This is a genomic window from Aeromonas sp. 604176 (assembly GCF_049170755.1).
Taxonomy (GTDB): domain Bacteria; phylum Pseudomonadota; class Gammaproteobacteria; order Enterobacterales; family Aeromonadaceae; genus Aeromonas; species Aeromonas veronii_A.
In genome coordinates this window covers 1-26,585 of sequence record NZ_JAAKNE010000016.1, presented here as the reverse complement: position 1 = coordinate 26,585, position 26,585 = coordinate 1, and the positions used below count along the sequence as shown (strand labels likewise).

At 58.3% G+C, this 26,585-nt stretch carries 26 protein-coding genes; 8 read left to right on the top strand and 18 right to left on the bottom strand.

Annotation, left to right across the window (positions count from 1 at the left end; genetic code table 11):
- Positions 1–57 precede the first annotated feature (57 nt).
- The 3 genes from G5358_RS04765 to G5358_RS04755 are packed head-to-tail and all read left to right on the top strand — an operon-like array spanning position 58 to position 2,702.
- Positions 58–1,245 (top strand): patatin-like phospholipase family protein, encoded by a 1,188-nt coding sequence (locus G5358_RS04765; protein ID WP_421323717.1) that lies wholly within the window; start codon positions 58–60, stop codon positions 1,243–1,245.
- 1 nt (position 1,246) lies between these two features.
- Positions 1,247–1,888 (top strand): TetR/AcrR family transcriptional regulator, encoded by a 642-nt coding sequence (locus G5358_RS04760; RefSeq protein WP_005345492.1) that lies wholly within the window; start codon positions 1,247–1,249, stop codon positions 1,886–1,888.
- A 25-nt stretch (positions 1,889–1,913) separates the two neighbouring features.
- The gene (locus tag G5358_RS04755; RefSeq protein WP_120414266.1) at positions 1,914–2,702 is read left to right on the top strand and encodes a hypothetical protein; all 789 of its coding nucleotides are present in this window, start codon (positions 1,914–1,916) and stop codon (positions 2,700–2,702) included.
- Between the two features lie 85 nt (positions 2,703–2,787).
- On the opposite strand, the gene G5358_RS04750 is transcribed toward G5358_RS04755, so the two are convergent.
- Positions 2,788–4,218 (bottom strand): wax ester/triacylglycerol synthase family O-acyltransferase, encoded by a 1,431-nt coding sequence (locus G5358_RS04750; protein ID WP_421323716.1) that lies wholly within the window; start codon positions 4,216–4,218, stop codon positions 2,788–2,790.
- Between the two features lie 255 nt (positions 4,219–4,473).
- Complete coding sequence (locus tag G5358_RS04745; protein ID WP_100645872.1) at positions 4,474–4,806, bottom strand: polyhydroxyalkanoic acid system family protein; 333 nt, start codon at positions 4,804–4,806, stop codon at positions 4,474–4,476.
- 259 nt (positions 4,807–5,065) lie between these two features.
- Here G5358_RS04745 and G5358_RS04740 point away from each other — a divergent pair, with 259 nt between their 5' ends.
- The gene (locus tag G5358_RS04740; protein WP_416034878.1) at positions 5,066–5,794 is read left to right on the top strand and encodes an FFLEELY motif protein; all 729 of its coding nucleotides are present in this window, start codon (positions 5,066–5,068) and stop codon (positions 5,792–5,794) included.
- A 99-nt stretch (positions 5,795–5,893) separates the two neighbouring features.
- On the opposite strand, the gene G5358_RS04735 is transcribed toward G5358_RS04740, so the two are convergent.
- From G5358_RS04735 to prpB, 3 genes are read right to left on the bottom strand one after another with little or no spacing between them, the layout of a single operon-like run.
- Positions 5,894–7,339 (bottom strand): bifunctional 2-methylcitrate dehydratase/aconitate hydratase, encoded by a 1,446-nt coding sequence (locus G5358_RS04735; RefSeq protein ID WP_421323715.1) that lies wholly within the window; start codon positions 7,337–7,339, stop codon positions 5,894–5,896.
- 10 nt (positions 7,340–7,349) lie between these two features.
- Positions 7,350–8,477 carry a bifunctional 2-methylcitrate synthase/citrate synthase gene (gene prpC, locus G5358_RS04730; protein WP_421323714.1) on the bottom strand — a complete coding sequence of 376 codons (1,128 nt, stop codon included), beginning with the start codon at positions 8,475–8,477 and terminating at the stop codon, positions 7,350–7,352.
- A gap of 10 nt (positions 8,478–8,487) precedes the next feature.
- On the bottom strand, positions 8,488–9,375 hold the full coding sequence (gene prpB / locus G5358_RS04725; RefSeq protein ID WP_019446406.1) for a methylisocitrate lyase: 888 nt from the start codon (positions 9,373–9,375) through the stop codon (positions 8,488–8,490).
- A 147-nt stretch (positions 9,376–9,522) separates the two neighbouring features.
- Here prpB and G5358_RS04720 point away from each other — a divergent pair, with 147 nt between their 5' ends.
- From G5358_RS04720 to rsmF, 4 genes are all read left to right on the top strand, one after another.
- The gene (locus tag G5358_RS04720; protein WP_069526833.1) at positions 9,523–10,149 is read left to right on the top strand and encodes a paraquat-inducible protein A; all 627 of its coding nucleotides are present in this window, start codon (positions 9,523–9,525) and stop codon (positions 10,147–10,149) included.
- Positions 10,133–10,735, top strand: a complete 603-nt coding sequence (locus G5358_RS04715) for a paraquat-inducible protein A (RefSeq protein WP_005333132.1) — start codon at positions 10,133–10,135, stop codon at positions 10,733–10,735. Before G5358_RS04720 ends, G5358_RS04715 begins: the two co-directional genes overlap by 17 nt.
- Before the next feature lie 55 nt (positions 10,736–10,790).
- Positions 10,791–13,343, top strand: coding sequence for an MlaD family protein (locus tag G5358_RS04710; protein WP_421323712.1), 2,553 nt, complete (start codon positions 10,791–10,793; stop codon positions 13,341–13,343).
- A gap of 144 nt (positions 13,344–13,487) precedes the next feature.
- A complete protein-coding gene (gene rsmF, locus G5358_RS04705) occupies positions 13,488–14,918 on the top strand; it encodes a 16S rRNA (cytosine(1407)-C(5))-methyltransferase RsmF (RefSeq protein WP_421323710.1) in 1,431 nt (476 codons plus the stop codon).
- A 218-nt stretch (positions 14,919–15,136) separates the two neighbouring features.
- Here rsmF and G5358_RS04700 read toward each other — a convergent pair whose 3' ends face one another.
- From G5358_RS04700 to plsX, 13 genes are all read right to left on the bottom strand, one after another.
- Complete coding sequence (locus G5358_RS04700; RefSeq protein ID WP_421323727.1) at positions 15,137–15,409, bottom strand: RepB family protein; 273 nt, start codon at positions 15,407–15,409, stop codon at positions 15,137–15,139.
- Between the two features lie 172 nt (positions 15,410–15,581).
- Positions 15,582–16,610 (bottom strand): tyrosine-type recombinase/integrase, encoded by a 1,029-nt coding sequence (locus G5358_RS04695; protein ID WP_421323708.1) that lies wholly within the window; start codon positions 16,608–16,610, stop codon positions 15,582–15,584.
- Between the two features lie 283 nt (positions 16,611–16,893).
- Positions 16,894–17,673: a TatD family hydrolase gene (locus tag G5358_RS04690; RefSeq protein WP_421323707.1), complete on the bottom strand. Its 780-nt coding sequence runs from the start codon at positions 17,671–17,673 to the stop codon at positions 16,894–16,896.
- Between the two features lie 25 nt (positions 17,674–17,698).
- Positions 17,699–18,646, bottom strand: a complete 948-nt coding sequence (holB, locus tag G5358_RS04685; RefSeq protein WP_216953594.1) for a DNA polymerase III subunit delta' — start codon at positions 18,644–18,646, stop codon at positions 17,699–17,701.
- A complete protein-coding gene (gene tmk / locus G5358_RS04680; protein WP_216953595.1) occupies positions 18,631–19,272 on the bottom strand; it encodes a dTMP kinase in 642 nt (213 codons plus the stop codon). Before tmk ends, holB begins: the two co-directional genes overlap by 16 nt.
- The gene (mltG, locus tag G5358_RS04675) at positions 19,272–20,273 is read right to left on the bottom strand and encodes an endolytic transglycosylase MltG (RefSeq protein WP_162632596.1); all 1,002 of its coding nucleotides are present in this window, start codon (positions 20,271–20,273) and stop codon (positions 19,272–19,274) included. The genes tmk and mltG overlap by 1 nt, the downstream gene beginning before the upstream one ends.
- Positions 20,263–21,069: an aminodeoxychorismate lyase gene (pabC, locus tag G5358_RS04670; protein WP_421323705.1), complete on the bottom strand. Its 807-nt coding sequence runs from the start codon at positions 21,067–21,069 to the stop codon at positions 20,263–20,265. The genes mltG and pabC overlap by 11 nt, the downstream gene beginning before the upstream one ends.
- A gap of 68 nt (positions 21,070–21,137) precedes the next feature.
- Positions 21,138–22,379: a beta-ketoacyl-ACP synthase II gene (fabF, locus tag G5358_RS04665; RefSeq protein ID WP_005333158.1), complete on the bottom strand. Its 1,242-nt coding sequence runs from the start codon at positions 22,377–22,379 to the stop codon at positions 21,138–21,140.
- A gap of 82 nt (positions 22,380–22,461) precedes the next feature.
- Positions 22,462–22,698, bottom strand: coding sequence for an acyl carrier protein (gene acpP, locus G5358_RS04660; RefSeq protein ID WP_005300909.1), 237 nt, complete (start codon positions 22,696–22,698; stop codon positions 22,462–22,464).
- Between the two features lie 158 nt (positions 22,699–22,856).
- The gene (gene fabG, locus G5358_RS04655; RefSeq protein ID WP_005351850.1) at positions 22,857–23,591 is read right to left on the bottom strand and encodes a 3-oxoacyl-ACP reductase FabG; all 735 of its coding nucleotides are present in this window, start codon (positions 23,589–23,591) and stop codon (positions 22,857–22,859) included.
- 13 nt (positions 23,592–23,604) lie between these two features.
- Positions 23,605–24,540, bottom strand: a complete 936-nt coding sequence (fabD, locus tag G5358_RS04650; protein WP_042083039.1) for an ACP S-malonyltransferase — start codon at positions 24,538–24,540, stop codon at positions 23,605–23,607.
- Between the two features lie 71 nt (positions 24,541–24,611).
- Positions 24,612–25,571 (bottom strand): beta-ketoacyl-ACP synthase III, encoded by a 960-nt coding sequence (locus G5358_RS04645; RefSeq protein WP_421323704.1) that lies wholly within the window; start codon positions 25,569–25,571, stop codon positions 24,612–24,614.
- A gap of 7 nt (positions 25,572–25,578) precedes the next feature.
- Positions 25,579–26,585 (bottom strand): phosphate acyltransferase PlsX (plsX, locus tag G5358_RS04640; protein ID WP_421323703.1); only part of this gene is annotated, 1,007 nt, incomplete at its 5' end.

Sequence of the window (26,585 nt, the reverse complement as noted above, 5' to 3'; positions counted from 1 at the left end):
TGCCCTTCGCTGGGCCGGTCTTGTCATGGTGAATGTCATGGATAGGGAGGCAACCCTATGAGTACCATCGCAATTGCCCTTGCTGGCGGCGGGCCGCTCGGCGGCATCTACGAGATCGGTGCCTGCGCAGCCCTCTCTGACAGCATCAACGGCTTGCGCCTTGACCATGCCGATATCTATGTTGGCGTCAGCTCGGGGGCCGTGGTGGCATCGGCGCTGGCCAACGGCATCTCGCCGGCTAAGCTGGTGCGGATCCTGCTCAGCGATGATTCGGGGGAGATGTTTGATCCGGCTACCTTGCTGCGCCCCGCCTTTCGTGAATATGCTGACCGTCTGACCTCGATCCCGCCGCTGGCGTGGCAGAGCCTGACCTACTATCTTGCGGCGCCCTGGAAGCGCAGCCTGTTTGAATCGCTGCAGGGGCTCTCCAAGGCCATTCCGACCGGACTGTTCGACAACCGCGGAGTGGATCGCACCCTGACCCAGTTTTTCTCTCGTCCCGGCCGCAGCAACGATTTTCGCCAGCTGCGCAGTCGACTGTTTGTGGTAGCCACCGAACTCGACACCGGTCATCCGGTCGCCTTCGGCAGCCCGGGGCTCGATGACGTGCCCATCTCGGCGGCGGTACAGGCGTCGGCCGCCCTGCCCGGCCTCTTTCCCCCTTCATTGATTAACGGGCGTTACTATGTGGACGGGGCGCTGATCAAGACTCTGCACGCTTCGGTAGCGCTGGAAGAGGGGGCGGATCTGGTGTTCTGCATCAATCCGCTGGTGCCCTATGATGCGGACATGGCCGCCGGCGCGCCGACCAATCTGGTGGACAGCGGTCTGCCGGTGGTACTGGCCCAGACTTTTCGCGCCATCATCCACTCCCGCATGCATGTGGGGATGGATCGCTACAAGCACCAATATCCCGATGCTGACGCATTGCTGTTTGAACCCTCTTCTGCCGATGGCGAGATGTTCTTCGCCAATGTGTTCAGTTACCGGGATCGCCGCCGTCTCTGCGAGCACGCTTACCAGCATACCCGCCGCGATCTCTGGCAGCGTCGTGACGAGCTGGCGCCGGTGCTTGCCAAGCATGGCCTCGAGCTCAATCTGGCCGCGCTGGCCGATGAAGATCGCACCCTGCTGGCCCCCGGCATTGGCTCGGTTGCCGCCCTCGACAAGTCGCTGGAGCAGCTGCAGCACTGGCTTGCCAAACGCTATCGCCACGGCGTGCGTCGTTCATCACCAAAGGAGTAGCATGGATCGCAAACCCAAACGCCGTACCCGGGAGCGGATCCTGACCACTGCCCTCGCCTGCTTCAATCGACAAGGGGAACCCAGCGTCACCACCTCGGCTATTGCGGCCGAGATGGAGATCAGCCAGGGCAATCTCTACTACCACTTCCACAACAAGGAGGAGATCGTCAACGCCCTGTTCTGCGAATTTGAACAGCAGATGGATCGCCTGCTGGAGGCGGTCAGCACCCCGTCCGATGAGCCAGAAGATATCTGGCTCTTTCTCCACCTGATGTTTGAAGCTATCTGGCAGTACCGTTTCCTCTACTACGATATCGCGACCCTGATGAGTGGTTATCATCAGGTGGAGCAGCGCTTCTCCGCCCTGCTGCGCCGCAAGGAGCAGACCGCCATCGCCATTTGCAACCATCTGCAAACGGTCGGGCTGATGGAGGGCACGGCGCAACAGATGCGCACGCTGGCGGCCAATGTGGCGCTGGTGGGCACATTCTGGATCTCTTATCAGCGGGCACTGCACCCCAAGGCGGACGCCGATATTGCCCTCGGCGTCTTTCAGGTGATGCAGCTGGTCGCACCCTATTTGCGGGCCGATGCTCGCGCTCATCTGGGCGCCCTCGCCCACCACTACACCGACAAGGTTTGATTCACATGCTACAGGGAGAACAAGCATGACCACTTCACAACTCGAATTTGTCCCCTTCCCCTACGCGGATGCGGCTTATGACTATGCTGGCCAGAAGCTGGCGGACAACTGGGATCGTCTCCATCAGGGGGATGCCGAACCCTGGCCCGAAGATGAACAGGTACAGGATGCCTGGCGGGCCTATCATGCCGGGGATTTTGCCCGGGCCGTCGCCCTTGGCGAAGCGGCCGGTGAGGAGGGCCTCAATGTGGCGAACAAAGCGCTGGTGATCCATGCCAGCTATCTGCTGGAAGACAAGTATGCCAAGCGCGCCGCCTTCGAGCGGGCGGCCAGCCATGCCGAGAAGCTGCAAAAACGCCAGCCCAAGAATGCAAATGCCTGGTATTTCCACGCGCTGGCCCTCGGTCGCTACAGTCAGGTCATTTCCATCTCCAAGGCCCTCTCGCAAGGAATTGGCGACAAGATCAAGGCAAGCCTTGAGAAGGCGCTGGAGCTGGCGCCAGATCACGCCGAGGCCCATATTGCCTTTGGCGCCTGGCACGCCGAGATCGTTGACAAGCTGGGGGCCATGATCGGCGGCCTCACCTATGGCGCCAAGAAGGAAGAGTCCGAGCGTCACTTCAAGGAGGCGCTGGCGCTGATCCCCGACTCGGCTATCGCCCGCATGGAGTACGCCAACGCTCAGGTGATGCTGCACGGCAAGAGCCGCCTGAAAGCCGCCGAAGCCCTCTATGCCGAAGCGGCCGAGTGCGAACCCATGGATGCCATGGAGCGCCTCGATGTGGAGGCGGCGCGGGAAGAGCTGGAGGATTAACCGCTATTCCCACTATTCATAGATAACAAAACAAGAGGCCAACCCGCGGGTTGGCCTCTTTTTATTGGGATTTTTACGTATCGGATCAACCCAGCAGCGCATCAAGGCCGTTCGGGTCGAACAGCAGCTCAGGCTCCAGCAACACCAGCAGTAACAGTTGTTCAAACTCCACGGCGAAGCGGTCGACAACCTGATCCGGGTCAGGTACCAGCTTCTTGTCGGTGATAAGGCCCAGCTGCACCTTGTGATCGTAAGAGAGGATGGAGACGCCGACGCCGATATCCCCCGATTGCGGCACCCAGAACAGCGGCTGACGCAATTTTGCTCCAGCCAGATAGAGGGTCTGCTGCGGGCCGGGCACGTTGGTGATGACGGCACTGGCCTTGGCTGTGAGCAGCTCGACGGCCTGCTGCTGCACCGCATTGGGGGCCATGCCAAGGGCATGTAACAGGTTGAGCACCACCACGGGTTGTAGAGAAGTGCGCAGCGCCTGCATCCGGTCACGTACGGTATAGAGCCGCTGCAACGGGTGTTCAACATCCAGTGGCAAGTCCAGGGCCACCAGCCCGAAGCGGTTGCCAAGTGCCCCCTCATCGTCCGGTGCACGCATATTGACTGGCACCAGGGCGCGGATCTTGACCTTGTTGGCATCATCCCCCTTCTCCTGCAGGTAGTGGCGAAACGCCCCTGCAGTGGCGGCGATCAGCAGATCGTTGACCGAGCAGCCCAGTACCTTGCCCACAGCCTTGATATCCGGCAGATCAATTTGCTCCGACCAGGCCACCCGCTTGGTGCTGGTAGTCTTGCCACGCAGGCGGCAGGGTGAATCATCACCGAGGGTGGCGATATTGCACAGCTCGCTCGCCACATCCCGCCCGGTCTTGAGGTAATCCACCGCCTTGGTGGGATGGGTGACCACTTCGACATATTTGGACCAGAGGCTACCGGTCAGCTTGAGACCGGCCCGCACCAGACGGCTGCCCTGGTGGCAATCCTCCTCATCCTCGTCATCGCTGTCATCCAGTGGTTCCGGTGACGGTGGTCGCGGCGCCCCTTCCGGGGTGTTATCCATCATGGTCAGCATGGCCCGCACCAGCGAGAAGCCGTCGCCCATGGCGTGGTGAATGCGCACCACCAGCGCTTGCCCACCCAGCGACGTGTCGGTCAGGTGCATATCCCACAGGGGGCGCTGGTGGTTGAGCGGCGTCGAGGCGAGATCGGCCACCAGCTTCTCCAGCTCCAGCTTGCCCGCTTCACCCGGCAGGATCACTCGCTTGAGGTGCTGATCGAGATCGAAATCGGGATCATGGCGCCAGTAGTAGGAGCCCCCCTCCAGCACGGCCCGCTGGTGGAAACGGGGTTGCACCGAAATGGTATGGTGCAATCCGGCCCGCAGACGCGCTTCATCAAGCTCTCCTTCAAACATCAGGACACCGATGATCTGCATCAGGTTGTTGGGTCTGTCCATGCGTAACCAGGCGGTATCGACGCAGGAGATAAATTCACTCAGTGGCATGGTTGTTTCCCTACAAAATGAATTTATCGAGGCGGCAAATTGCTCCTTCCCTCATATCCGGATGAAGACTTGATACAATCAGAATGACATTAATGAGTGCCGACTCGAAATATGAAATAAAGATGAAAAATTACTTATAAAATAGAATCAAGACCTCACAGAAGAATAAATCTGACAAACCATATGGCTTGCCAACTTATTTCAAACAGCCATCGTTTACAGCTGGTTTATTTAAAACCAGTGCAACGAAGAGTTTCAAACACGTTTGGGGCAAGGTAAGCGATTGTCGACATAATCGAGGATCTCTTGCTCCAGTACGCTGCGTACCGGCAACAGCATCAAACCAAGATGCACTTCCAGTTCCAGGGTATCTTCGTCCAGGGTGAGAGTGCCATGTACCCCTGAGCCGCGAAAGCGTAGCTCGGTCTCCTCTTCATCCGCCCATTCGCAATCGAGTTGATAGCTCTCGCTCATGTCCGCAGCGATGGCTTCGGCCGCGATCCGGGCGGCAGCCAATCCCAGCGGATGCTGACGGCTGATCTGGATGGTAGAGAGTGCGCTGCTGCCAGCGAGCGAGTTGAAGAACATGGTCGTTACTCTGGGTCATAAGTTAGTTATTGATATTAAACACATGTTCACAACAAATGAAAGGATGGTTCACATAAATGGGACTCACTTAACAGAGTAGAGAGGGATGCAGGCCATCAGCGGGGCATGGCATTTATTCCCTCCCCCGTGCGCGCTACACTTGTCACGGAACGGTCAGCAAAAGCTGCTTGTTTTTCATTCACTTGTATCTTCGTATCACCGAATCCCCATCAATGGGCCCAAGGCCAGAGAGCTGTAGATGACGCATCAAGAACATGCCCACGACGACGATAGCACCCTGGGTCGGCTCTACCGCCAGCTCAAGCGGGTTGCAGCCTTGCGCGAGCAGATGCGTGCCCACCCGGAAGATCAGCAGGCTCGGGATCGGCTACGCCAGTGGCAGGCCGACCGGTTGGGGCGAACCCATCGTGATCTGCTGGAAAGTGACCGCTACGGCCCTGCCGCCGAGTTCTTCCTGACCGACCTCTATGGACCCGGGGATTGCGCCCGCCGCGATGCGGACGTGATGCGGGTGATGCCGACCGCCGAGCGGCTGTTACCTGAGTCCGGCCTCAAGGTGCTGGCCCAAGCGATCGAGCTCGACGCTCTCTCCGAAGAGCTGGACTACCTGATGGTGGTGGCGCTGCGGCGCATTGATGGCATTGATCCCATCACGCCGGACCATTACACCATCGCCTATCGTGCCGTAGGCGAGCAGGCGCGCCGGCAACATCAGATTGCGTTGGTGAGCGAGCTTGGCATGACGCTGGACAGGCTGGCGAGAAAACCGCTGCTGGGGGCAACCCTCAAGCTGGTGTCAGGGCCCGCCCATCTGGCGGGGCTTGGCGAGCTCTTCTCCTTTGTCGAGCGCGGCTATCAGGTGTGTCATCAGATGGGGCGTGCCAACGAGTTTCTCGAGACCATCGCCAGTCGCGAGACGGCCATCATGACGGCGCTCTTTAACGGCGACAGCAGTGCGCTGGGGTGAGGCTTATCGAGGGATAAGCCGCCAGAATAACAAAGCGGGCCGATGAGCCCGCTTTTCGTTTATCACTGTTTGCCGATATGTTGGCCAATGCAAGACCGGTCAGATCACCAGCAGATCCATAAAGGCGTGTACCGGGGTGGCGGCAAGCCGTGACCCATCCTGACAAAGGGCCAGAATGTCGCTGACCCGTTTGGCCGGGAAGCGGGTGGTCAGATTGTGCTGGAATTTCTCCACCAGCAGCGGGATCCCCTCCTCCCGACGGCGACGATGGCCGACCGGGTATTCCACCTCCACCTTGGCGGTGTGAGTGCCGTCCTTGAAGAAGATCTGGATGGCGTTGGCAATGGAGCGCTTGTCTGCCTCCAGATATTCACGGCTGTAGCGTTTATCCTCCTGCACCACCATCTTGCTACGCAGCCCATCGATGCGGGGATCGGCCGCCACGTCATCCTCGTAATCCTCGGCGATCAGGCGCCCAAAGATGAGCGGCACTGCCACCATGTACTGCAGGCAGTGATCCCGATCGGCCGGGTTGTTGAGGGCACCCACCTTGCTGATGATGCGAATGGCCGACTCATGGGTGGTGAGTTCGATGCGATCGATCTCCTCCAGCCGACCCTTCACCTGAGCGTGCAGCTTCATGGCGCACTCCACAGCTGTCTGGGCGTGGAACTCGGCGGGATAGGAGATCTTGAACAGCACGTTCTCCATCACATAGCTGCCGTACCCCTGATGCAGGGCGAACTGGTTGCCCTTGAACAGCACATCGTAGAAGCCCCACTTGGGGGCGCTCAGCACACCGGGATAGCCCATCTCGCCGCTCATGGTGATAAGGGCGAGGCGCACTGCGCGAGAGGTGGCATCCCCCGCTGCCCAGCTCTTGCGCGACCCTGCATTGGGGGCATGACGGTAGGTACGCAGGCTCTGACCATCGACCCAGGCTTGGGAGACCGCATCGATCACCTGATCGCGGGTTCCGCCAAGCATATGAGTCACCACGGCGGTGCTGGCGACCTTGACCAGCACCACGTGATCGAGACCAACCCGGTTGAAGGAGTTCTCCAGCGCCAGCACACCCTGAATTTCGTGGGCTTTGACCATGGCCACCAGCACATCGGCCATGGTGAGCGGCGCCTTGCCCTCGGCCACGCGAGTACGGGAGAGCCAGTCGGCAGTGGCTAGAATGCCCCCCAGATTATCGGATGGGTGACCCCACTCGGCGGCCAGCCAGGTGTCGTTGTAATCGAGCCAGCGGATGATGGCGCCGATATCCCAGGCCGCCTTGACTGGATCGAGGCAGAGCTGGGTACCTGGCACCCGGGCGCCGTGGGGTACCAGTGTACCGGGGACGATGGGGCCAAGGTGTTTGGTACACTCGGGGAAGCGCAGGGCCAAGAGGCCACAGCCGAGCGTATCCATCAGGCAGTAGCGGGCGGTGTCGAGGGCCGCCTGGCTGGTAATGGGGTGGTTGCAGACATAATCGGCAATATCGACCAGCACCTGATCGGGCTCGGGTCTGTGGTTGACGTCGACGTTGGCGGACATCGTGATTTCCTTATCGTTGTTGTAGAGAGACAAAGTGACGGGGGGCCGGGCCGACATAATCGGCGCTCGGGCGGATGATCCGGTTGTGCTCACGCTGCTCCATCACGTGGGCGCACCAGCCGGTGACCCGCGAGCAGACGAAGATAGGCGTGAACAGCTTGGTCGGGATCCCCATGTAGTGATAGGCGCTGGCATGGAAGAAGTCGGCGTTGGGAAAGAGCTCTTTCTCTTCCCACATCACCTTCTCCGCCTCGCAGGAGACGCGATAGAGGCGATCATCCCCCACCGCCTCGGCGAGCTTGGCCGACCACTCCTTGATGATGACGTTGCGCGGATCCGAGGTGCGGTAGATGGCGTGGCCAAAGCCCATGATCTTCTCCTTGGCCGCCAGCTTGGCCAGCAGTTCCCGCCTTGCCTGCGTCTCGTCTTGCCAATCTTCGATCATCGCCATGGCCGCCTCGTTGGCCCCGCCATGGAGCGGGCCGCGCAGGGTTCCGATGGCGGCGGTGATGCAGGAGAACATGTCGGAAAGGGTTGAGGCGCAGACTCGCGCGGCAAAGGTGGAGGCGTTGAACTCATGCTCGGCGTAGAGGATGAGGGAGACATGCATCACCCGACGCTCCAGCTCGCTCGGTGCCTTCTGGTGCAGCAGGGCCAGAAAGTGGCCGCCGATACACTCCTCGTCGCTGTCGAGGGCGATGCGAACTCCTTCGTGGCTGAACTTGTACCAGTAGATCAGAATGCCCGGGAAGGCGGCCAGCAGCCGATCCGCCACTTCATGCTCATGCTCGAAACCATCTTCCGGCTCCAAATCGCCGAGCATGGAGCAGCCAGTGCGCAGCACATCCATGGGATGGGCATCGGCGGGAATCCGCTCCAGCACTTCCAACAGCGGCTGGGGCAAAGTGCGCAGGCGACACAGTTCGCGCTTGTAGGCGTCAAGCTGCTGCTCATCGGGCAACTCCCCCTTGAGCAGCAAATAGGCGACCTCCTCGAACTGGGCGCTGTCGGCCAGCTCCTTGATGTCATAGCCGCGATAGGTAAGACCGGTACCACTCTTGCCTACTGTGCAGATACTGGTCTCCCCCGCACTCTGCCCGCGCAGACCTGCCCCACCCAACGGTTTTTGCTGTCCCATAAGCTGCCTCCTATTCCTTGGCTGTAAACAGACGATCCAGTGTCTGCTCGTAGTGGTGATATCCGAGGAAGTCGTAGAGTGACTCCCGGGTCTGCATGGTCTCCACGACAGCGCGCTGATGGCCATCCTGGCGAATATGTTGATAGACGTTGAGGGCGGCCTGATTGGCGGCCCGGTTGGCACTCAAGGGGTAGAGCACCATGTCGACCCCGTGGGCGGCCAGTTGCTCTTTGTCAAACAGTTCGGTTTTGCCGAACTCGGTCATGTTGGCGAGGATCGGCACTTTGGCCGCCTGCTTGAACTGGTCGTACTGGGCCAGTTCGGTCACCGCCTCGGCGAAGATCATGTCGGCACCGGCGGCCACATAGGCGGCGGTGCGCTCAAGAGCAGACTCCATCCCCTCCACCGCCAGTGCATCGGTGCGGGCCATGATGACGAACTCGCTATTCTCGCGGGCATCCACCGCTGCCTTGATGCGATCGCACATCTCCTCAAGCGTGACCACCGCCTTGTTGGGGCGATGACCACAACGCTTCTGAGCCACCTGATCTTCCATATGGACGGCGGCAACCCCGGCCCGCTCGAACGCGCGAATGGTGCGGGCGATATTGAATGCCCCGCCCCAGCCGGTGTCGATATCGACCAGCAGCGGCACACGGGTCGCCGCTGTGATCCGTTCGGCATCGATCAGCACGTCGTTGAGGGAGGTCATACCGAGATCCGGCAAGCCATAGGAGGCATTGGCTACTCCGGCGCCGGAGAGATAAAGAGCTTGAAAGCCGCTGCGTTCGGCCATCAGCGCCATGTAGGCATTGATGGTGCCGACGATCTGCAGGGGATGTTCATTGGCAAGAGCGGTGCGAAAGCGCAGGCCTGCCGAGGGGGACAAACTGGACATCATGACTCCTTTCACCTGTCTAGTCTGGCTATCTAATATCACGTTTACGTTAACGTCAATTATACTTTCGTAACATTCCGGCTGCAGGCAAGACAGGAAACCGGTTTTAGGGTAAATTTCACCAATTCCTTCAACAGGTTGAATTGTATGATGGAGCCCGGTTCCGTAATTGTCTGTCCGGCGTGCGACTTGCTGATCCAGCGCAAAGCACTGCCGCTGCGTCGCCATGCCCACTGCCCGCGTTGTCACCAGCATCTCTATGGCCGTTATGCCTTTCGTCCCTCCCAGTTGATGGCCCTGACCATCACCGGATTTCTGCTGCTACCCTCCGCCTTTTTTGAACCGCTGATCTATCTGCGGCTGGCTGGGGTCAACACCGACGCCGACCTGCTGCGCGGTATCCTGGTGCTGTTTGGCGAAAGTGAGTTTTGGGTGGCCTCTTTGGTGCTTTGGTGCGCCGTACTGGCACCGGTAGGGTTATTGGCGGGGATCTTTGTGCTGGCTTCGGGTCTGGCCAAACGTTGGCACATTCTTCCCGTCACCTTGAAGCTGGTCGAGGTGTTTCGCCACTGGGCCATGCTGGAGGTCTATATCGTCAGCCTGCTGGTTGCCCTGTTCAAACTGATCGACATCGCCGATGTGCGCCTCGGTGGCGGGTTGCTCAGCCTCGGTATTTTGATGCTGCTCAACATGACCCTGCTGATCCTGTTTGACCCCGCCCCCTACTGGGCGCGGATCCCGTTAAAGGAGCCGGAACATGACCAGCGCCCGTGAGATGGGACTCTGCCGCTGCCATACCTGTGGTTTGTTGGTGCGCTATCAAGCCGGGGCAGTCTGCCCCCGTTGCAGCAGCAAATTGCAGGTGCGCATTCCCCGTTCCCTCGCCTGGTCGTGGGGCTTGCTGGCGCTCGCCACCTTCATGTTGCTGCCTGCCAATCTGTTGCCCATTACCCATTTCTACAACAAGGGGTTACTGCAGTCAGATACCATCTTCAGCGGTATCATGATGCTCTATCGCAGCAAGATGAGCGGGATTGCCACCATAGTCCTCACCGCCAGCATACTGGTACCCGTGGGCAAGATATTGGGGTTGGGCTGGATCTGCTGGCAGTTGCAGCGGGCCAAACCGGTGCGGCGCAAGCGCCAGCTGGTGATGTATCGGGTGATCGATTTTATCGGTCGCTGGTCAATGCTGGACTTGTTCGTGATTTCGCTGATGGTGGCACTGGTCGATCGGGGTGTGCTGCTGAGTGTCCGCGCAGGCCCGGGGGCCACCGCCTTTGCCGGTGTGGTGGTGCTGACCATGATGTCGGCCCGCATGCTCGATACCCGTTTACTGTGGGACAAGGCGGCCCGTTGATGATTTCTCTGTTTTTGTCTGATGTGCTGTTTAATCCAGCCAATAAGGAGTCACTATGATCGGGGCTGAACCCGTCATCGAAAAGCGTCGCTGGTTATCGCCGGTCTGGCTGTTACCCCTGATAGCCCTGCTGCTGGCAGGTGGCTTTCTCTATCAGCAGGTATTGAGCCGTGGCCAGCTTATCCAGATCAACTTCGCCCAGGGCAACGGCATCTTGCCGGGCAAAACCCAGATTCGTTATCAGGGGGTGGCCATCGGCGTGGTGCAAGAGCTGGAGCTGGCTGAAGATGGCCGCAAGATTGCGGTGATGGCCAAGATTGACAGCCGTGCCAGACCGCTGATCCGCAAGGGATCCGACTTCTGGCTGGTGAGCCCCAAGGCGTCGCTCACCGAGATCTCCGGCCTTGATACCCTGGTCTCCGGCAACTACATCAACCTGCAACCGGGGCGTGAAAGCAATCCGCTGGAGGAGACCTTCGATGCACTGGAGGGCCCTCCTCCCGGCTATCAGGCTCAGGGTCGCATGCTGCACCTGACCGCCGATTCGCTGGGGTCGGTGGGGATTGGCGCCAAGCTCTATTTCCGCGGTATCGAGGTTGGCAGCGTCATCAATACGCGCCTGGGTCAGGACAACCAGAACGTCATTCTGGATCTGGTGATCGAGCCGCGTTTCGAACATCTGGTCAAAGCCGATACCCGCTTCTGGAACATCAGTGGCATCAAGGGCTCCTTCAGTCTGGCTGGCGTCAGCGTGGAGGCCGGCAGCCTCACCTCCATTCTGAGCGGCGGCATTGCCTTTGACTCGCCCAAAGATTCACCGGAGCCGGAGAAGGGACAGACTTTCGTCCTCTATAAAGGGCTGGCGGAAGCAGCGCGCGGTGCGCGTATCGACATTGCGGCTGGTGATCTCCCGGTCAAGGAGGGGATGCCCATCCTCTATGAGGGGATCGAGATCGGTCGTATCGACCCCATTCGCCTCACCGACAAAGGCCGTGTGGTCACAGCGCTGATCAACCCGGAGCAGGCTTATCGCATTACCGACAAGAGTCAACTGGTGTGGGAGAGCGTCTCCCTCTCCGCGACCGGCGTGCAGCATGCAGATCGCCTGCTCTCCGGCCCGGCCATTCGCCTCGACTATGTAGCGGGCAAACCGGTACAGAAGATGACCCTGACCGATCGCGCGCCCCAGAGCGGCACCAAGGTGACGCTGCAGGCTGACGATCTGGCGGGGCTCAATCAGGATGCACCTGTCTGGTACAAGGGATTGCAGGTGGGCCGTATCAGCCAGCTCACCCTGGATGCGCGCGGCAATGCCAGCGTCGAGCTGGTGATGGCGCCGAACTATGGTCATCTGCTCAACCGTGCCCGCTTCTATCGCGCCACCCCGTTGCAGATCGATGCCGATCTGAGCGGCATCAAAGTAGAAACCAGTCCGGCCAGTGCCTGGTTGGGGGGCGGGATCAAGCTGGTACAAGCCAGCAGTGGCGAGCGGATTAACCGTCTCTACCCGAGTCAGGAGCTGGCACTGCTCGGCACCCGTAATGCCAAGCCCCAGCGCTGGTTGCTCAAGGCAGATCAGGCCGATGGCATCGGCATTGGATCGCCTGTGCTCTATCTGGGGCTGGAAGCGGGCAAGGTCAAGCAGCTGCGCGCCGCCAAAGAGGGGGTCGAGATCGAGCTAGAAATTGATGGCGTCTATGCTCCCCTCCTCGCCCAGCAACCCCAGTTTTGGAAAAAACCGGCCATCGACACCAAGGTGCGGGTCGATGGGGTGCAGGTCAAGGTGGGCAACCTCGGTACCCTGCTGCGCGGCGCCATCGAGTTCGACCGGCTGGCCAATGGCCGCAGCAGCCATCAACTGTTCGATTCCAGGGAGCAAGCCAAGGCCAAGGTGCGCCAGCTGTCACTGGTAGCAGATAGCAATCCGGGGCTCGGGATTGGCAGCCCGATCCGCTATCGTGGGGTCGATATCGGCAAAATTGAAGAGATCGAGTTGGAGCCGTCTCTGGGTCAGGTGATCTTCAAGGCCGAACTCGATGGCCACTATGCCGAGCGTTTCCTGCAGTCCGGCGCCCGCTTTACTCTGGTGCAGGCCAAGCTGGGGCTGGGCGGTGTCGCTCACCTCGATACCCTGATCAAGGGGGCGTTTGTAGAAGCACAACCCGGTAAAGGCGCTGGCAAAGATCGCTTCCCCTTGAGTCAGGTCGGCCCGGTGGGTCTGGCCCTGACCCTCAAGAGCCCCTCCGTCAATGGCCTGAGCGTCGGTAGCCCGCTGCTGTTTCGCAAGATGGTGGTGGGCAGTGTCACCAAGGTGGCGCTGGCTCGGGATGGTAGCGAGGTGGTGATCGACGTTAACGTCGATCAGGAGTATGCCCATTTGGTGCGGGCCAACTCCCGTTTCTGGAATGTCTCCGGGGTCAAGGCGGATATCGGCCTGACTGGCGGCACCATCGAAGTGGAGACGGTGCAGAGTCTGTTGGCCGGCGGCATTGCTTTCAATACGCCGGAGAGAGAAATGGGGTCAACCGTCAAAGCGGGACACAGCTATGCGCTCTACGGCAAGGCCGAGAAAGAGTGGCTGGAGTGGAGTCCGCGTATCCAGCCCTGATCTCTTCCCTTTGTATCTCATCCAAGCCCGGCATCGCGCCGGGCTTTTTTATATTCCGGTGCCTGTTGATAGGGTTCAGATTCAGAATATTCTTAGCCTTGTGGTAGGATATCGCCCCTCTTTTTCGGTCAACGAGACGGCACAGTGCACGACAACACCTTCCTTCCCGATTACTTTTTACGCCACATTGCGGCCATCATGCCGGCTCATCTCTCGATGGATGAGTTTGTGGCCAGTTGTCGACGTCCGCTGCGCCGCAGCATTCGGGTCAATACCTTGAAGATCGCCGTCTCGGATTTCGTCGCCCTGATGGAGCCACTGGGTTGGCAGCTCGACCCCGTGCCTTGGTGTGATACTGGCTTCTGGCTGACCCGCAGCGATGAAACCGTCCCACTTGGCAACACCGCTGAGCACTTGAGCGGGCTCTTCTACATTCAGGAAGCGAGCTCCATGCTGCCGGTGACGGCACTCTTTGCCAGCGACAAGATCAAAACGGATGGCATGTTGCTGGATGCGGCGGCGGCCCCCGGCTCCAAGACCACTCAAATAGCCGCCTTGATGAACAATCAGGGGATGCTGGTTGCCAACGAGTTTTCCAGCAGCCGGTTGAAAGTGCTTAGCGCCAATATCCAGCGCTGCGGCGTGACCAATGTGGGGATGACCCATTTTGATGCCAAGGTATTTGGCCAGTGGTTGCCGGAGACCTTCGATGCCATCCTGCTCGATGCCCCCTGCTCCGGTGAAGGTACGGTGCGCAAGGATGAAGATGCACTGCGCAACTGGAGCATCGAGAGCATCGACGAGATTGCGGCGGTGCAGCAAGGGTTGCTGGAGAGTGCCTTCCATGCCTTGAAACCGGGCGGTGTGCTGGTCTACTCCACCTGTACCTTGAGTGAGCAGGAGAATCAGGCGGTCTGCCAATCCTTGCTGGACAAGTTTGGCGATGCCTTGAGTTTTGATTCGCTGGTTGACCTGTTCCCCCATGCAGAGCAGGCCTGTACATCCGAAGGATACCTGCACGTTTGGCCCCAGATCTTCGACAGTGAAGGCTTTTTCGTCGCCAGATTGCGCAAGCATCACTCGGTGCCCAACACCATGTTCAAGCCGGGCAAGCTGGGTAAATTCCCCTTCCTGCCACTGGCAGCAAAAGAGTCAGAGCCCATGCTGCGCGAGATTGAAGCAAACTTCGGAGTGGCACCGCAGGGTCAGCTGTTTGGCCGCAATGACGAGATCTGGCTCTTCCCCCAGCAGTTTGATCAGGTGCAGGGCAAGTTGCGTTTTGATCGCATCGGCATCAAGTTGGCCGAGACGTTCAAGAAAGGCTATCGCCTCACTCATGAGTGGGCTCTGGCCTATGGCGATAAAGCGAGCAAGGGTGTTGTCGAGTTGGATAGCGCCAATGCGCGGGAATTCATGATGGGACGGGACGTCTGGCCAGAACAGGATGCGGGCGCTGGCGAGGTGATCGTCCGCTATCAGGGGCATACCCTGGGAATGGGGAAATGGGTGGGTAGTCGGGTCAAGAATGCCCTCCCCCGCGAGCTGGTGCGTGACAACAATCTGTTCAATGCGTAGTGGGCCGTTCGGTGCATAGGCACTTGAACGAGTCTGAAATACCCACACTCTGGTTGAACTTTTCTTCGGATCTTGAAAAGCCTTGAGCCTTGTCTAAGCTTAAGGCAATCCGAACACCAGTTAGCGCACGGCTCTGCAATTCCCCTATGCCAGGTACAAGGAATTCGTACCTGGCTTTTTTTATCTCTTCACGTATCGCTGTTACTTCACTCTTGTGTCTATTCAACGGTCTCTTCGACCGGTGTGGCGACTCTGTTTTCAAACGGAGGTTCTCTACCCAGCTCATGTTGGTAGAGCAGATCGATCGCCTGCTCGATGAGTGATGCCTGACTGTCTTCGAGATGAAGACCCAGAGCGGCTAATCGCTCGGCGTGGCGATTGCTGATCCAGCATTGCAGTCGGGTATGAGTCTCCTGCTTGCGTTTTACATGTTGGCGCTGCCGCTCGGCATTGTTTTGGGGCCCCGCCTCTTGCACTTCACGCACTGTCATTTCTTGGCTCATATGTCCTTGCGATATTACATTTCTGAGTTTGTTATCTCTCATCACATGCCATTATCCATTGGAAGATGCCCTTCCCCTTTGGGCTGTTGGCTGCGCGACAAATATATCATCAGATCAACAAGATATCATTTAACATAAAAAACCAAGTGACGCAGTTGTGTCAAAGCAAGCCATCAAGGGCATGATCGGAGAATTTATGGGCGTCATCGAAGTACTCCTGCAGGGTTCGCATATCCTTGTGGCGCGTTACCTCGATGATCTTGTTCATTGGCTTGCCGGCAGTCACCGCCGAGGTGATAAATCCGCGCCGCAGGCTATGGCCACTGACGTAAAGATCGTCGATGGTTTGGCCGGTTCGGCGTTTGATCATCAAATTGATGCCCTGGGGGCCGAGTGGCTCGGCCATCAGTTGACCCCAGCGGTTCATGCGCCGAAACAGCGGCCCCTCGCTGATCCGACTTTTGTGTAGCCAGTTTTGCAGTGCCGATACGGGGCAATAGTGCTTGCCCGGGATCAGGGCTATCTCGGTTTCATGCAGTTGATGTTTGCTCGGTTTGAGGCGAAGGCGGATCCCCTGCCCCACAAAATCGAGATCGCTCACCTCAATCCGGGCTGCTTCCGAGCGGCGCAAAGCACCACTGAACATCAGGAGCAGCAGGGTGTGATCACGCAAACCCGCGAGCTCCCTGGTGTCGATGCCATCCAGCACCTGGGTCAAAGGCTGCAGCGTCAGGGCACCGGTTTTGTGCTTGCGGTTATCCCCCAACCTGACAATACCGCGCATCATCTCCTTTATTTCGGGATGTTCGGTCGGCATCGGGTGAATGCCTTTCTGCTTGAAGGCATAACGGATCCCCGCCAGCCGTCTCACCAGGGTTGCTGGTTTTCGAGGCTCGCCATTACGCAGTTCTCCCTTCCCCTCCTCTTTATCCAGCCATACCCAGTCGGCCAATACGCCGTCGGCTTGATCAGCGAGAAAATTCATGATGTCGTGATGGGTCGTTTGCAGCGGATCCAGCCCGTGTAATTGACACCAGAAGACAAAAATACGGGTATCCGCCTGATAGGCATTGAGGGTGGAATCCGCTTTTGCATTGCGCAAAAAGCGGCGTGCCCGACTATTTAGCTGTGCATCGAAAACAGTCTGCAGTGACTGATGAGCCGGATTGGACAAGGTTGGATATGCCACGGAACTCTATGATTCATATGAAGTTTGAGAGGATCTTACAGGATCCTTCCCATACATCAAGTATCGATAATGAATATTATCGATACTTATAGCCTGATGTTTTAATACCCTTTGACCACGGTGAAAAAACGAAACATCGGAATATCATTCACCCAGTTTTGTATGGATGAACGAGTTGAATTGACTGGGTGGGTGAGAGATAACGTTGTGCTAGGTTGATTTTCAGGTGGGTAATCAGCTTGGTATTTGAAATATAAAAGCCCCGAGCAACGGGGCTTCTGTGTTATTTTTTCGCCAGCTTGAACAGTTCAAAGAAATTCCTGCTGGTGGCTTCTGCCAATTCATTAAGCGGAATATGACGCAGATCGGCAATAAACTGCGCAACGTCTCGCACAAAGGCAGGTTCGTTCTCCCTCCCCCGATGCGGAACAGGTGCAAGATAGGGCGAGTCGGTCTCGACCAGCAATCTGTCGAGGGGCAGAGCCTTGACCACTTCTTGCAGTGCAGACGCATTTTTGAAGGTGGCGATCCCGGAGATGGAGATATAGAACCCCATCGCCATCGCCGCTTGCGCCATCTCGAGAGACTCGGTGAAACAGTGCAGCACACCGCCCACCTGATCAGCTCCCTCTTCACGCATGATCTGCAAGGTATCTTGCTGGGCATCGCGAGTGTGGATGATCAGCGGCTTGTTCAACGCGCAGGCAACCCGGATATGTTCGCGGAAAGAAGCTTGCTGCACCTCTTTGTTTTCAGGGGAATAAAAGTAGTCAAGCCCAGTTTCGCCGATGGCGATCACTCTTTCGTCCGCAGCCTGTGTCAGCAACAAGGCTGCATCCACCCCGGGTTCCTGATTGAGCGGGTGTACACCGCAAGAGGCAAACACCTGGGGATAGGGAGCGATCGCCTCGAGCATGGTCGGGAACTGTGCCTGAGTCACACTGACACAGAGAAAATATCCCACGTCCAGTTTCGCGGCCTTGGCAAGTACATCAGACATGCTGGTCTGCTTGCTGCCATAGCTGAGGCGATCGAGATGACAGTGGGAATCAACGAGTAACATATAAAACCTTTCTGCTTGTCGGTACTTATAACCAGCGACTGAGCCAGTTCATCAGATGGATGGTGGGATTGGAGAGCTGACCCGGCTGACAGGCCGCTTTCAGGGCAACCAGATCTTGTTCTGCCTCCAGCAGTTTTTCGCTGGAGTGCTGCTCCGCCAACCGCTGGCTCAAGATGGCCAGATCAGGCATGGCCAGCTGATGGTGACCACATCCGGCCTGGGTTTTCAGGGCATCACACAAGAAGAGCTGCAACCAGTGCAACCTGACCTGCGTCTCCTGACCAAGCTGGCTGCACAGTGCCGTCGCCTTGACCGGACTTTGACTCAGGGCGACAAACTGTTCCAGCAGTTCGCGGCGAGTACCGTCCTGTTGCAGCTCGATATAGTCGAGTACCCGCAGCGGTGCCCCCTGACAGATCCGCACCTGAGCCAGAGTGGCCTGATGACCCTGCTCGGCCAACCAGCGTACTGTCTCCCCTTCCGCAGGCAACTGACAGACATGTTTGTGACAGCGACTGAGAATGGTGGGAAGCAACCGGGAAACCTGGGAGGCTATCAGCAACAGCAAGCTGTCGCCGGCCGGCTCTTCCAAGGTTTTCAACAGGGCATTGGCTGCCGATTCGGTCATCCGCTCCGCATCAGGAATGATCACCACCTTGCCACGGCCGAGCTGGGCAGAGCCCTGCAGCCGGGTGCAGATCTCGCGAATGGCCTCGACCCCGATGGTCTTGCTGTCGCGCGTTATGGTGCCGAGATCCGGGTGGTTGCCCTTGTCAAACAGCTGGCAGGAGTGGCACTGACCACACGGTTCTCCACGATCCGGTTGTTGGCAAAGGTGCAAACGCGCCAGCCGCTCAGCCAGTTGCTCCTTGCCAAGACCGGGATCGCCCAGCAACAACCAGGCGTGGCCGAGACGACCGGACTGGGCCGTCTGGCTCAGGGCATGCCAGTCTGAGATCAGCCAGGGATACATAGCGGCTCGTTCGACAGATAGTGATCCAATGCACACTCAATGGACGTTTTGACCTGTTCCGGCGTTCGCGCCGCATCGATCACCACAATGGAATCATCCTTGGCGGCCAGTTCGAGATAACGAGTTCGGGTACGCTCGAAGAAGCTCAGTTGCTCCAGTTCGATGCGATCCAGCTCGCCGCGATGGCGAGCGCGCTGCAAGCCAAGGGCAGGATCGATATCTAGATAGAGGGTGAGATCCGGCTTGAAGTTGCCAAGCACCGCCTGCTTGATGGCACCGATAAGCTGGGCATCGATACCACGGCCACCGCCTTGATAGGCCTGGGAGGAGAGATCGTGGCGATCCCCCACCACCCAGACACCGTCGGCCAGTGCGGGTTTGATGCGGGTCTCCACCAGTTGTACCCGGGAGGCATACATCAGCAGCAATTCCGCCTCGATGGTGAGGCGCTCGTTGTGCACCTCTTTGACGATGGCCCGCATCCGCTCGGCCAGTGGCGTACCACCCGGCTCGCGGGTGCACTCGATCCGGTTGATGCCGTGGCGCTGCAGATATTCGGTCACATAACGCACGGCCGAGCTCTTCCCTGCCCCTTCCAATCCTTCGATCACAATAAATTTAGACATTAGGGTTTCTTCAATATGTATTCGCGAACCGCCCGATTATGTTCGTCGAGGGTCTTGGAGAAATAGTGGGCACCGCCCCCCTTGGCGACAAAATAGAGATAGTCGGTCGATTTGGGGTTAAGCGCAGCTTCGATGGAGGCCTTGCCCGGCATGGCAATAGGCGTGGGCGGCAGGCCGTCGATCACATAGGTGTTGTAGGGATTCTTGTCGGTCAGATCGCTGCGGCGAATGTTGCCATCGAAGCGATCCTTCACCCCGTAAATGACGGTGGGATCGGTTTGCAACTTCATGCCCAGACGCAGACGGTTGACGAATACGGAGGCGATCTGCGCCCGCTCGTCCGGCTGGCCGGTCTCTTTCTCGATGATGGAGGCCATGATCAGCGCCTCATAAGGGGTCTTGTAAGGCAGGTTGGCCTGACGTTTCTCCCAGCTCTGCTGCAGGAAAGTCTCCATATCCTGATGGGCGCGACGCAGGATCGAGAGATCGCTGGCATGGGTGGTATAGGCATAGGTTTCCGGCAGGAACCAACCCTCCAGCTTGCCATTCTCGATGCCGAGTTCCTGCGCCAGGTCGGCTTCGGATTGCTCGACGGTCAACCGCTCAAGGTATGGGGCGCTGGAGAGTTGCTTTTGCCAATCCTCGAAACGGGAACCTTCGACGAAGGTGAGGCTGAAGTGAAACTCCTTGCCCGATGCGAACAGGGAAAGGGTCTCCTTGAGAGGGGCCCCTTCCTTGATTTCATAGGTGCCCGATTTGATGGCCACCAGTTCGGGATGGCTGCGCAGCCAGAGCCGCACCGCCCAGGGGCTGGTTTCCCCCTCACCCAGTTCGGCGATGAGGCGCGCCGCATGGGCGCCCTTCTCCACCGTAAAGAGCCGGGTCGGCCCCTTGTTGGTGAGCGTCTCTACCTGTTGCCATTTGTAATGTACATAGCCCCCGGCAGCGGCAACCGTCAGTGCCGCCCCCGCGAGCAGGGTGTAAAGCCGATTAAACTTCAATGACCAAACGCTCCTGTAAACGGCGACTCAATACCGCTGGGGGATAGTGAATATCCTCGATGCCATTGACCGGCACGACCCCCATCAGGGTATTGGTGAGCCACACCTCTTCAGCCTGCCATAGTGACTCCAGCGGAGCCTCTACCACACGCAACTCAATACTCATCTGTTTCAACATCGCCATCACCTGGCGGCGTATGATGCCATCGACACCACCGCGGGCGAGATCGGGCGTAAACACCGTCTTGCCCCGACGCCAAAACAGATTGGCACTGACCCCCTCAATCAGAAAACCACGACTGTTAAGCACTATCCCTTCGACTGCATTTCGGCTGACAAGTTCGCTTTTTAGCAATACCTGCTCCAGACGATTCAAGGTTTTAAGCCCGGCCAGCATGGGGGCATCGCCGATCCGCTGGCGGCACACCACCATCTCGATCCCCTCCTGTTGCCACTGGCCATAGTGAGTGGGAAACGGCGCCAGAGTGACAATCCGGGTTGTGTGCTGACATCCGCTGCCGTCATAGCCCCGCCCCCCCTCGCCGCGGGTCAGGATCACCTTGGCCACGCATTGTGGTTGCTCGGCCACCATCTCTTCAACCTCCTGGGTCAAGAGCTCCCAGTCCGGTTCAACCAATCCCAGCCGGTTGTTGGCCAGCTGCAACCGTGCCAGATGGGCAGGCCACTGCAACACGCGACCCTCCCTGACCGCCATGGTGGTAAAGTGACCATCACCATAGGCCAGCCCCCGATCATAGGCCGAGATGGTATCAAGCTTCATGCCATTGATAAGCAAAGGGATCCCTCCGATAAAAAAGGCCCGATACCGGCAGTATCGGGCCTGTGTCTTTGCCCTGCGGCAAATTATACGCGTTTGAAGATCAGTGAGCCATTGGTGCCGCCAAAACCAAACGAGTTGGAGAGGGCGTACTCGAAGCTGCCTGGCTTGGCCACATGGGGTACCAGATCCAAGTCGCACTCTTCATCCGGGTTGTCCAGGTTGATGGTGGGCGGAGCCACCTGATCACGCAGGGCCAACACAGTGATGATCGCCTCGATGGCACCGGCGGCGCCCAACAGGTGACCGGTCATGGACTTGGTAGAGCTCACCATCAGGGATTTGGCGTGCTCACCAAACACCGACTTCATGCCACGCAGCTCGGCCACATCACCCAGCGGGGTGGAGGTACCGTGCGCGTTGATGTAACCAATCTGCTCGGGAGCAATGCCGGCATCCTTGATAGCATTTTTCATGGCGCGAGCACCACCGTTGCCATCTGCAGGAGGCGCAGTCATGTGGTACGCGTCACCGCTCATGCCAAAACCGACCAGCTCGGCGTAGATCTTGGCGCCACGGGCCTTGGCGTGTTCGTACTCTTCCAGTACCAGTACACCGGCACCGTCACCCAGCACGAAACCATCGCGATCTTTATCCCACGGACGGCTCGCTTTTTGCGGCTCGTCGTTGCGGTTGGAGAGTGCCTTGGCTGCTGCGAAGCCACCCATCCCCATCGCGGTGGAGGCTTTCTCGGCACCGCCGGCGACCATCACATCGGCATCACCGTAAGCGATCATCCGGCCAGCCATACCGATGGCATGGGTACCAGTGGTACAGGCGGTCGTCACGGCGATGTTCGGCCCTTGCAGACCTTTCATGATGGAAAGATGACCGGACACCATATTGATGATGGTGGACGGAACGAAGAAGGGACTGATCTTGCGCGGGCCGCCGTTGACCAAGCTTTCGTGGTTCTGTTCAATCAGACCCAGACCGCCGATACCGGAGCCAATCGCCACGCCGACACGTTCGGCATTCTCTTCATTGATGGTCAGGCCGGAATCATCCAGTGCCTGCATACCGGCTGCGATGCCGTATTGAATGAAGAGATCCATCTTGCGAGCGTCTTTACGGTTGATGCCGTATTGCTCGGGATCGAAATCCTTGACCAGACCTGCGAAGCGGGTTGCAAACTCGCTGGCATCAAAATGTTCGATAAGGGAAATGCCGCTCTGCCCGTTGAGCAGTGCTTGCCAGCTGGATTCGGCAGTGTTACCCACCGGGGAAAGCATCCCCAAGCCGGTCACCACGACTCTGCGTTTTGACACTGAGGTAGTCTCCGAGAGGTGTTTTGAAAGGGAACAAATACAAAAGAAGCGGCCCTTGGGCCGCTTCTTTCAGAACAGGAACTTATTCCTGATTAGCGGTGATGTAGTCGATAGCCGCTTGAACAGTGGTGATCTTCTCGGCTTCTTCATCAGGAATTTCGGTATCGAATTCTTCTTCCAGCGCCATTACCAGTTCAACGGTATCCAAAGAGTCAGCGCCCAGGTCGTCGACGAAGGAGGCAGCGTTCTTAACGTCTTCCTCTTTAACACCCAGTTGTTCGATGATGATTTTCTTTACGCGTTCTTCGATGTTGCTCATGACCTGAATTTTCCTTTAAAAATACGCTATTTGCGTCTGGTTGGGGTAGTTTATTCAATTGACGTGAGTTTGCAAGTAGCTTGCCGCTGGTCAAACCACGAAATGTGCCAAACTTCGGCGTACTATCGCAAATTTGAACAGATCTTACGACAAATTGATTACACCATGTACATCCCGCCATTAACATGCAGGGTTTCGCCGGTGATATAGGCTGCTTCATCAGAAGCCAAGAATACCACAGCTGCGGCAATTTCTTTTGGATCACCCAAACGGGCGGCAGGCACCTGACTCATGATGCCGGCACGTTGATCGTCATTCAGGGCACGGGTCATGTCGGTTTCGATGAAACCGGGAGCAACCGCGTTCACTGTGATACCACGGGATGCCACTTCCCGCGCCAACGATTTGGTAAAACCAACCAGACCGGCCTTGGCGGCAGCATAGTTGACCTGACCGGCATTGCCCATGGTTCCCACCACGGAGCCAATGCTGATGATGCGACCGTGACGTTTCTTCATCATGGCACGCAACACCGGTTTGCTCAGACGGTAAAGCGAGGTCAGATTGGTATCGATGATCTCGTTCCACTCGTCATCTTTCATCCGCATCAACAGGTTGTCACGGGTGATACCCGCGTTGTTGATCAGGATGTCGATGTCGCCAAAGCGCGCCTTGATGGCGGCGAAGACGGCTTCGATGGATTCCTGGCTGGTCACGTTCAGTGCCATGCCGCAACCATTGTCGCCCAGATAGGCGCTGATCGCCTCGGCACCGCTCTCGCTGGTCGCCGTACCGACCACTTTCGCGCCACGGGCCACGAATGTTTCGGCAATCGCACGGCCGATGCCACGACTGGCACCGGTCACCAACACAACCTTATCGGTAAAACTCATCACTTGCTCCTGTTTACTTGATCTGGGCCAGCGCCTGCTCGAAAGAGGCGGCATCGTTGGCGTGAATACCTTCCACGCGCTTGTCGATGCGCTTGGCGAGCCCGGTCAACACTTTGCCCGGTCCCATCTCGATCTCGAGGGTAACCCCCTCATTGGCCATCCGCTCGACAGTCTCGGTCCAACGAACCGGGCTGAACAGCTGACGTACCAGTGCTTGCTTGATGGCGGCCGGATCCTGTTCACAGGATACGTCGACATTATTGATGACCGCGATGGTTGGAACCTTGATCTCGATCCCGTCCAGCGCAGCTGCCAGTTTTTCTGCGGCAGGTTTCATCAGCGCGCAGTGAGACGGCACGGAGACCGGCAGCGGCAACGCACGCTTGGCGCCCGACTCTTTCATCAGCACGTTGGCTCGCTCAACGGCCTCTTTGTGACCGGCGATAACCACCTGGCCCGGGGAGTTGAAGTTGACCGGAGAGACCACCTGCCCTTGTGCCGCTTTTTCGCAGTTGGCGGCGATGGATTCGTTATCCAGACCGATGATGGCCGCCATGGCGCCGGTGCCTTCCGGTACCGCTTCCTGCATGGCCAGACCACGCAGCTCGACCAGTTTGACCGCATCGGCAAAATCGAGTGCACCGCTGCAAACCAGCGCGGAATACTCACCCAGGCTGTGACCCGCCATGACGGCAGGGGTTGCCCCACCCAGCTGTTGCCACAGGCGCCACAGGGCGACAGAGGCAGTCAGCAGTGCAGGCTGGGTGCGCCAGGTTTTGTTCAGATCTTCAACCGGACCATCCATCACCAGGGCAAACAGGTCATAACCCAGCACCTGACTCGCCTCGGCGAAGGTCTCCTTGATCACGGCATGTTGTTCGGCCAGCTCGGCCAGCATGCCAACGGACTGGGAACCTTGTCCCGGGAAGGCAATGGCAAATTGGGTCATCATTGATTCCTTTTAGATAAGACAAAAATGAAATCGGTGACGGGATGATGGAGACACCATCCCGCCGAAGATCAGAGGCGAACCAGCGCCGAGCCCCAGGCAAAACCGCCGCCAAAGGCCTCCAGCAGTACCAGCTGACCCGGTTTGATCCGGCCATCCCGAACCCCTTCATCGAAGGCGATGGGGACGGAAGCAGCGGAGGTATTGCCGTGTTTGTCGAGGGTCAACACCACCTTATCGAGGCTCATGCCGAGCTTCTTGGCAGTGGCGCTGATGATGCGGAAGTTGGCCTGATGTGGCACCAGCCAATCCAGCTCGCTCGGCTCGATGCCAGCAGCGGCCAACGTTTCGGTTACGATCTCGCTCAAACGGGTGACCGCGACCTTGAAGACATCGTTGCCCTTCATGTACATGTAGGCTTCGAGCTCGGCCCCTGGCATGCCGCGACGGGGTTGCGGCAGCTTGAGCAGATCGCCATAACGGCCATCGGCATGAAGATGGGTAGAGAGAATGCCCGGCGTCTCGCTGGCACCGACAATCACAGCCCCTGCCCCATCACCAAACAGGATGATGGTGCCGCGATCTTGCGGATCGCACATGCGGGAGAGCACATCGGCCCCAACGACCAGCACATGGCGGGCTGCGCCGGATTTGACGAACTGATCAGCAATGGAGAGCGCATAAGTGAAGCCTGCGCAAGCAGCAGCCACGTCAAAGGCAGGAATGCCCGGAACGCCGAGCAGCCCCTGCAGTTCGCAGGCGGCAGCCGGGAAGGCATTTTCAGCACTGGTAGTGGCCAGCACTATCATATCGAGATCGGCAGCGGTCAGACCGGCTGCATCCAGGGCGCGCAGGGCGGCCTGGTAAGAGAGGGTGGCAACGGTTTCGTCAGCCCCGGCAATACGGCGCTCACGGATACCGGTACGTTCCACGATCCACTCATCACTGGTCTCAACCATCTGCTCGAGATCGGCGTTGGTACGCACTGAACTCGGCAGGTAGCTGCCAGTACCCAGAATTTTGCTATGCATAGAGTTCTTATAGATCCCTGTCAGAGAAGACAGCTTCAAGGCGATCTGCTATTTGCAGTGGAAGTTGATGTTTGGCCTCTTGTGCGGCCAGCAGGATCGCATTACACAGAGCGCGCCGTTCGGCCCGCCCATGACTTTTTACCACAATGCCGCGCAATCCTAACAGACTTGCTCCGTTATACTGGTCGGGGTTCAGGTAAGAAAAACGTCGTTTGAACATAAATCCGGCGATCCGGCCAAGAAAAGTGCGTTTCTTGCGGGGATATCCGGCCAGCTGGGCCATCATCCGCACCACCCCTTCTGCCGTCTTGAGGGCGACATTGCCGACAAAACCGTCGCAGACGATCACGTCGCTATCGCCGCTGAAGATACGATCCCCTTCGACGAACCCGACATAATTGAGTGCGTGGCACTGACGCAACAATTCGGCGCTGTGGCGCACCAGATCGTTGCCCTTGATCTCCTCCTCGCCGATGTTGAGCAAAGCAACACGGGGTGATGCAATGCCTTCTACCTTTTCGGCCACGACGGAGCCCATCACCGCAAACTGCAGCAAGGTATCCGCATCGCAACTGACGTTGGCGCCTAGATCCAGCATCACGGTACGTTTGCCGCTCAATGTCGGCAGCGCCTTGATAAGGGCAGGTCTGTCTACCCCGGGCAGGGATTTGAGCACGCACTTGGCCATCGCCATCAACGCACCTGTGTTGCCGGCACTGACGCAGGCATCGGCCTCACCGGCTTTCACTAGATTGAGTACCACCCGCATGGAGGAGTCTTTCAGAGTACGCAGCGCCACGATCGGTTTATCGCCCATGCCAACCACTTGGGATGCATGTACGAAACGAACGCGGGGATTATTCAGCAAGCCATGTTGCTGCAGCAGAGAGGAGGTCTGGTGCTGGTCGCCGACCAGGATCAGTTTTAGCTGGGGTAAAAGAGACAGTGCCTGCACGGCGGCAGGCACTGTTTCCGAGGGGCCAATATCTCCCCCCATGATGTCTAGCGCGACAG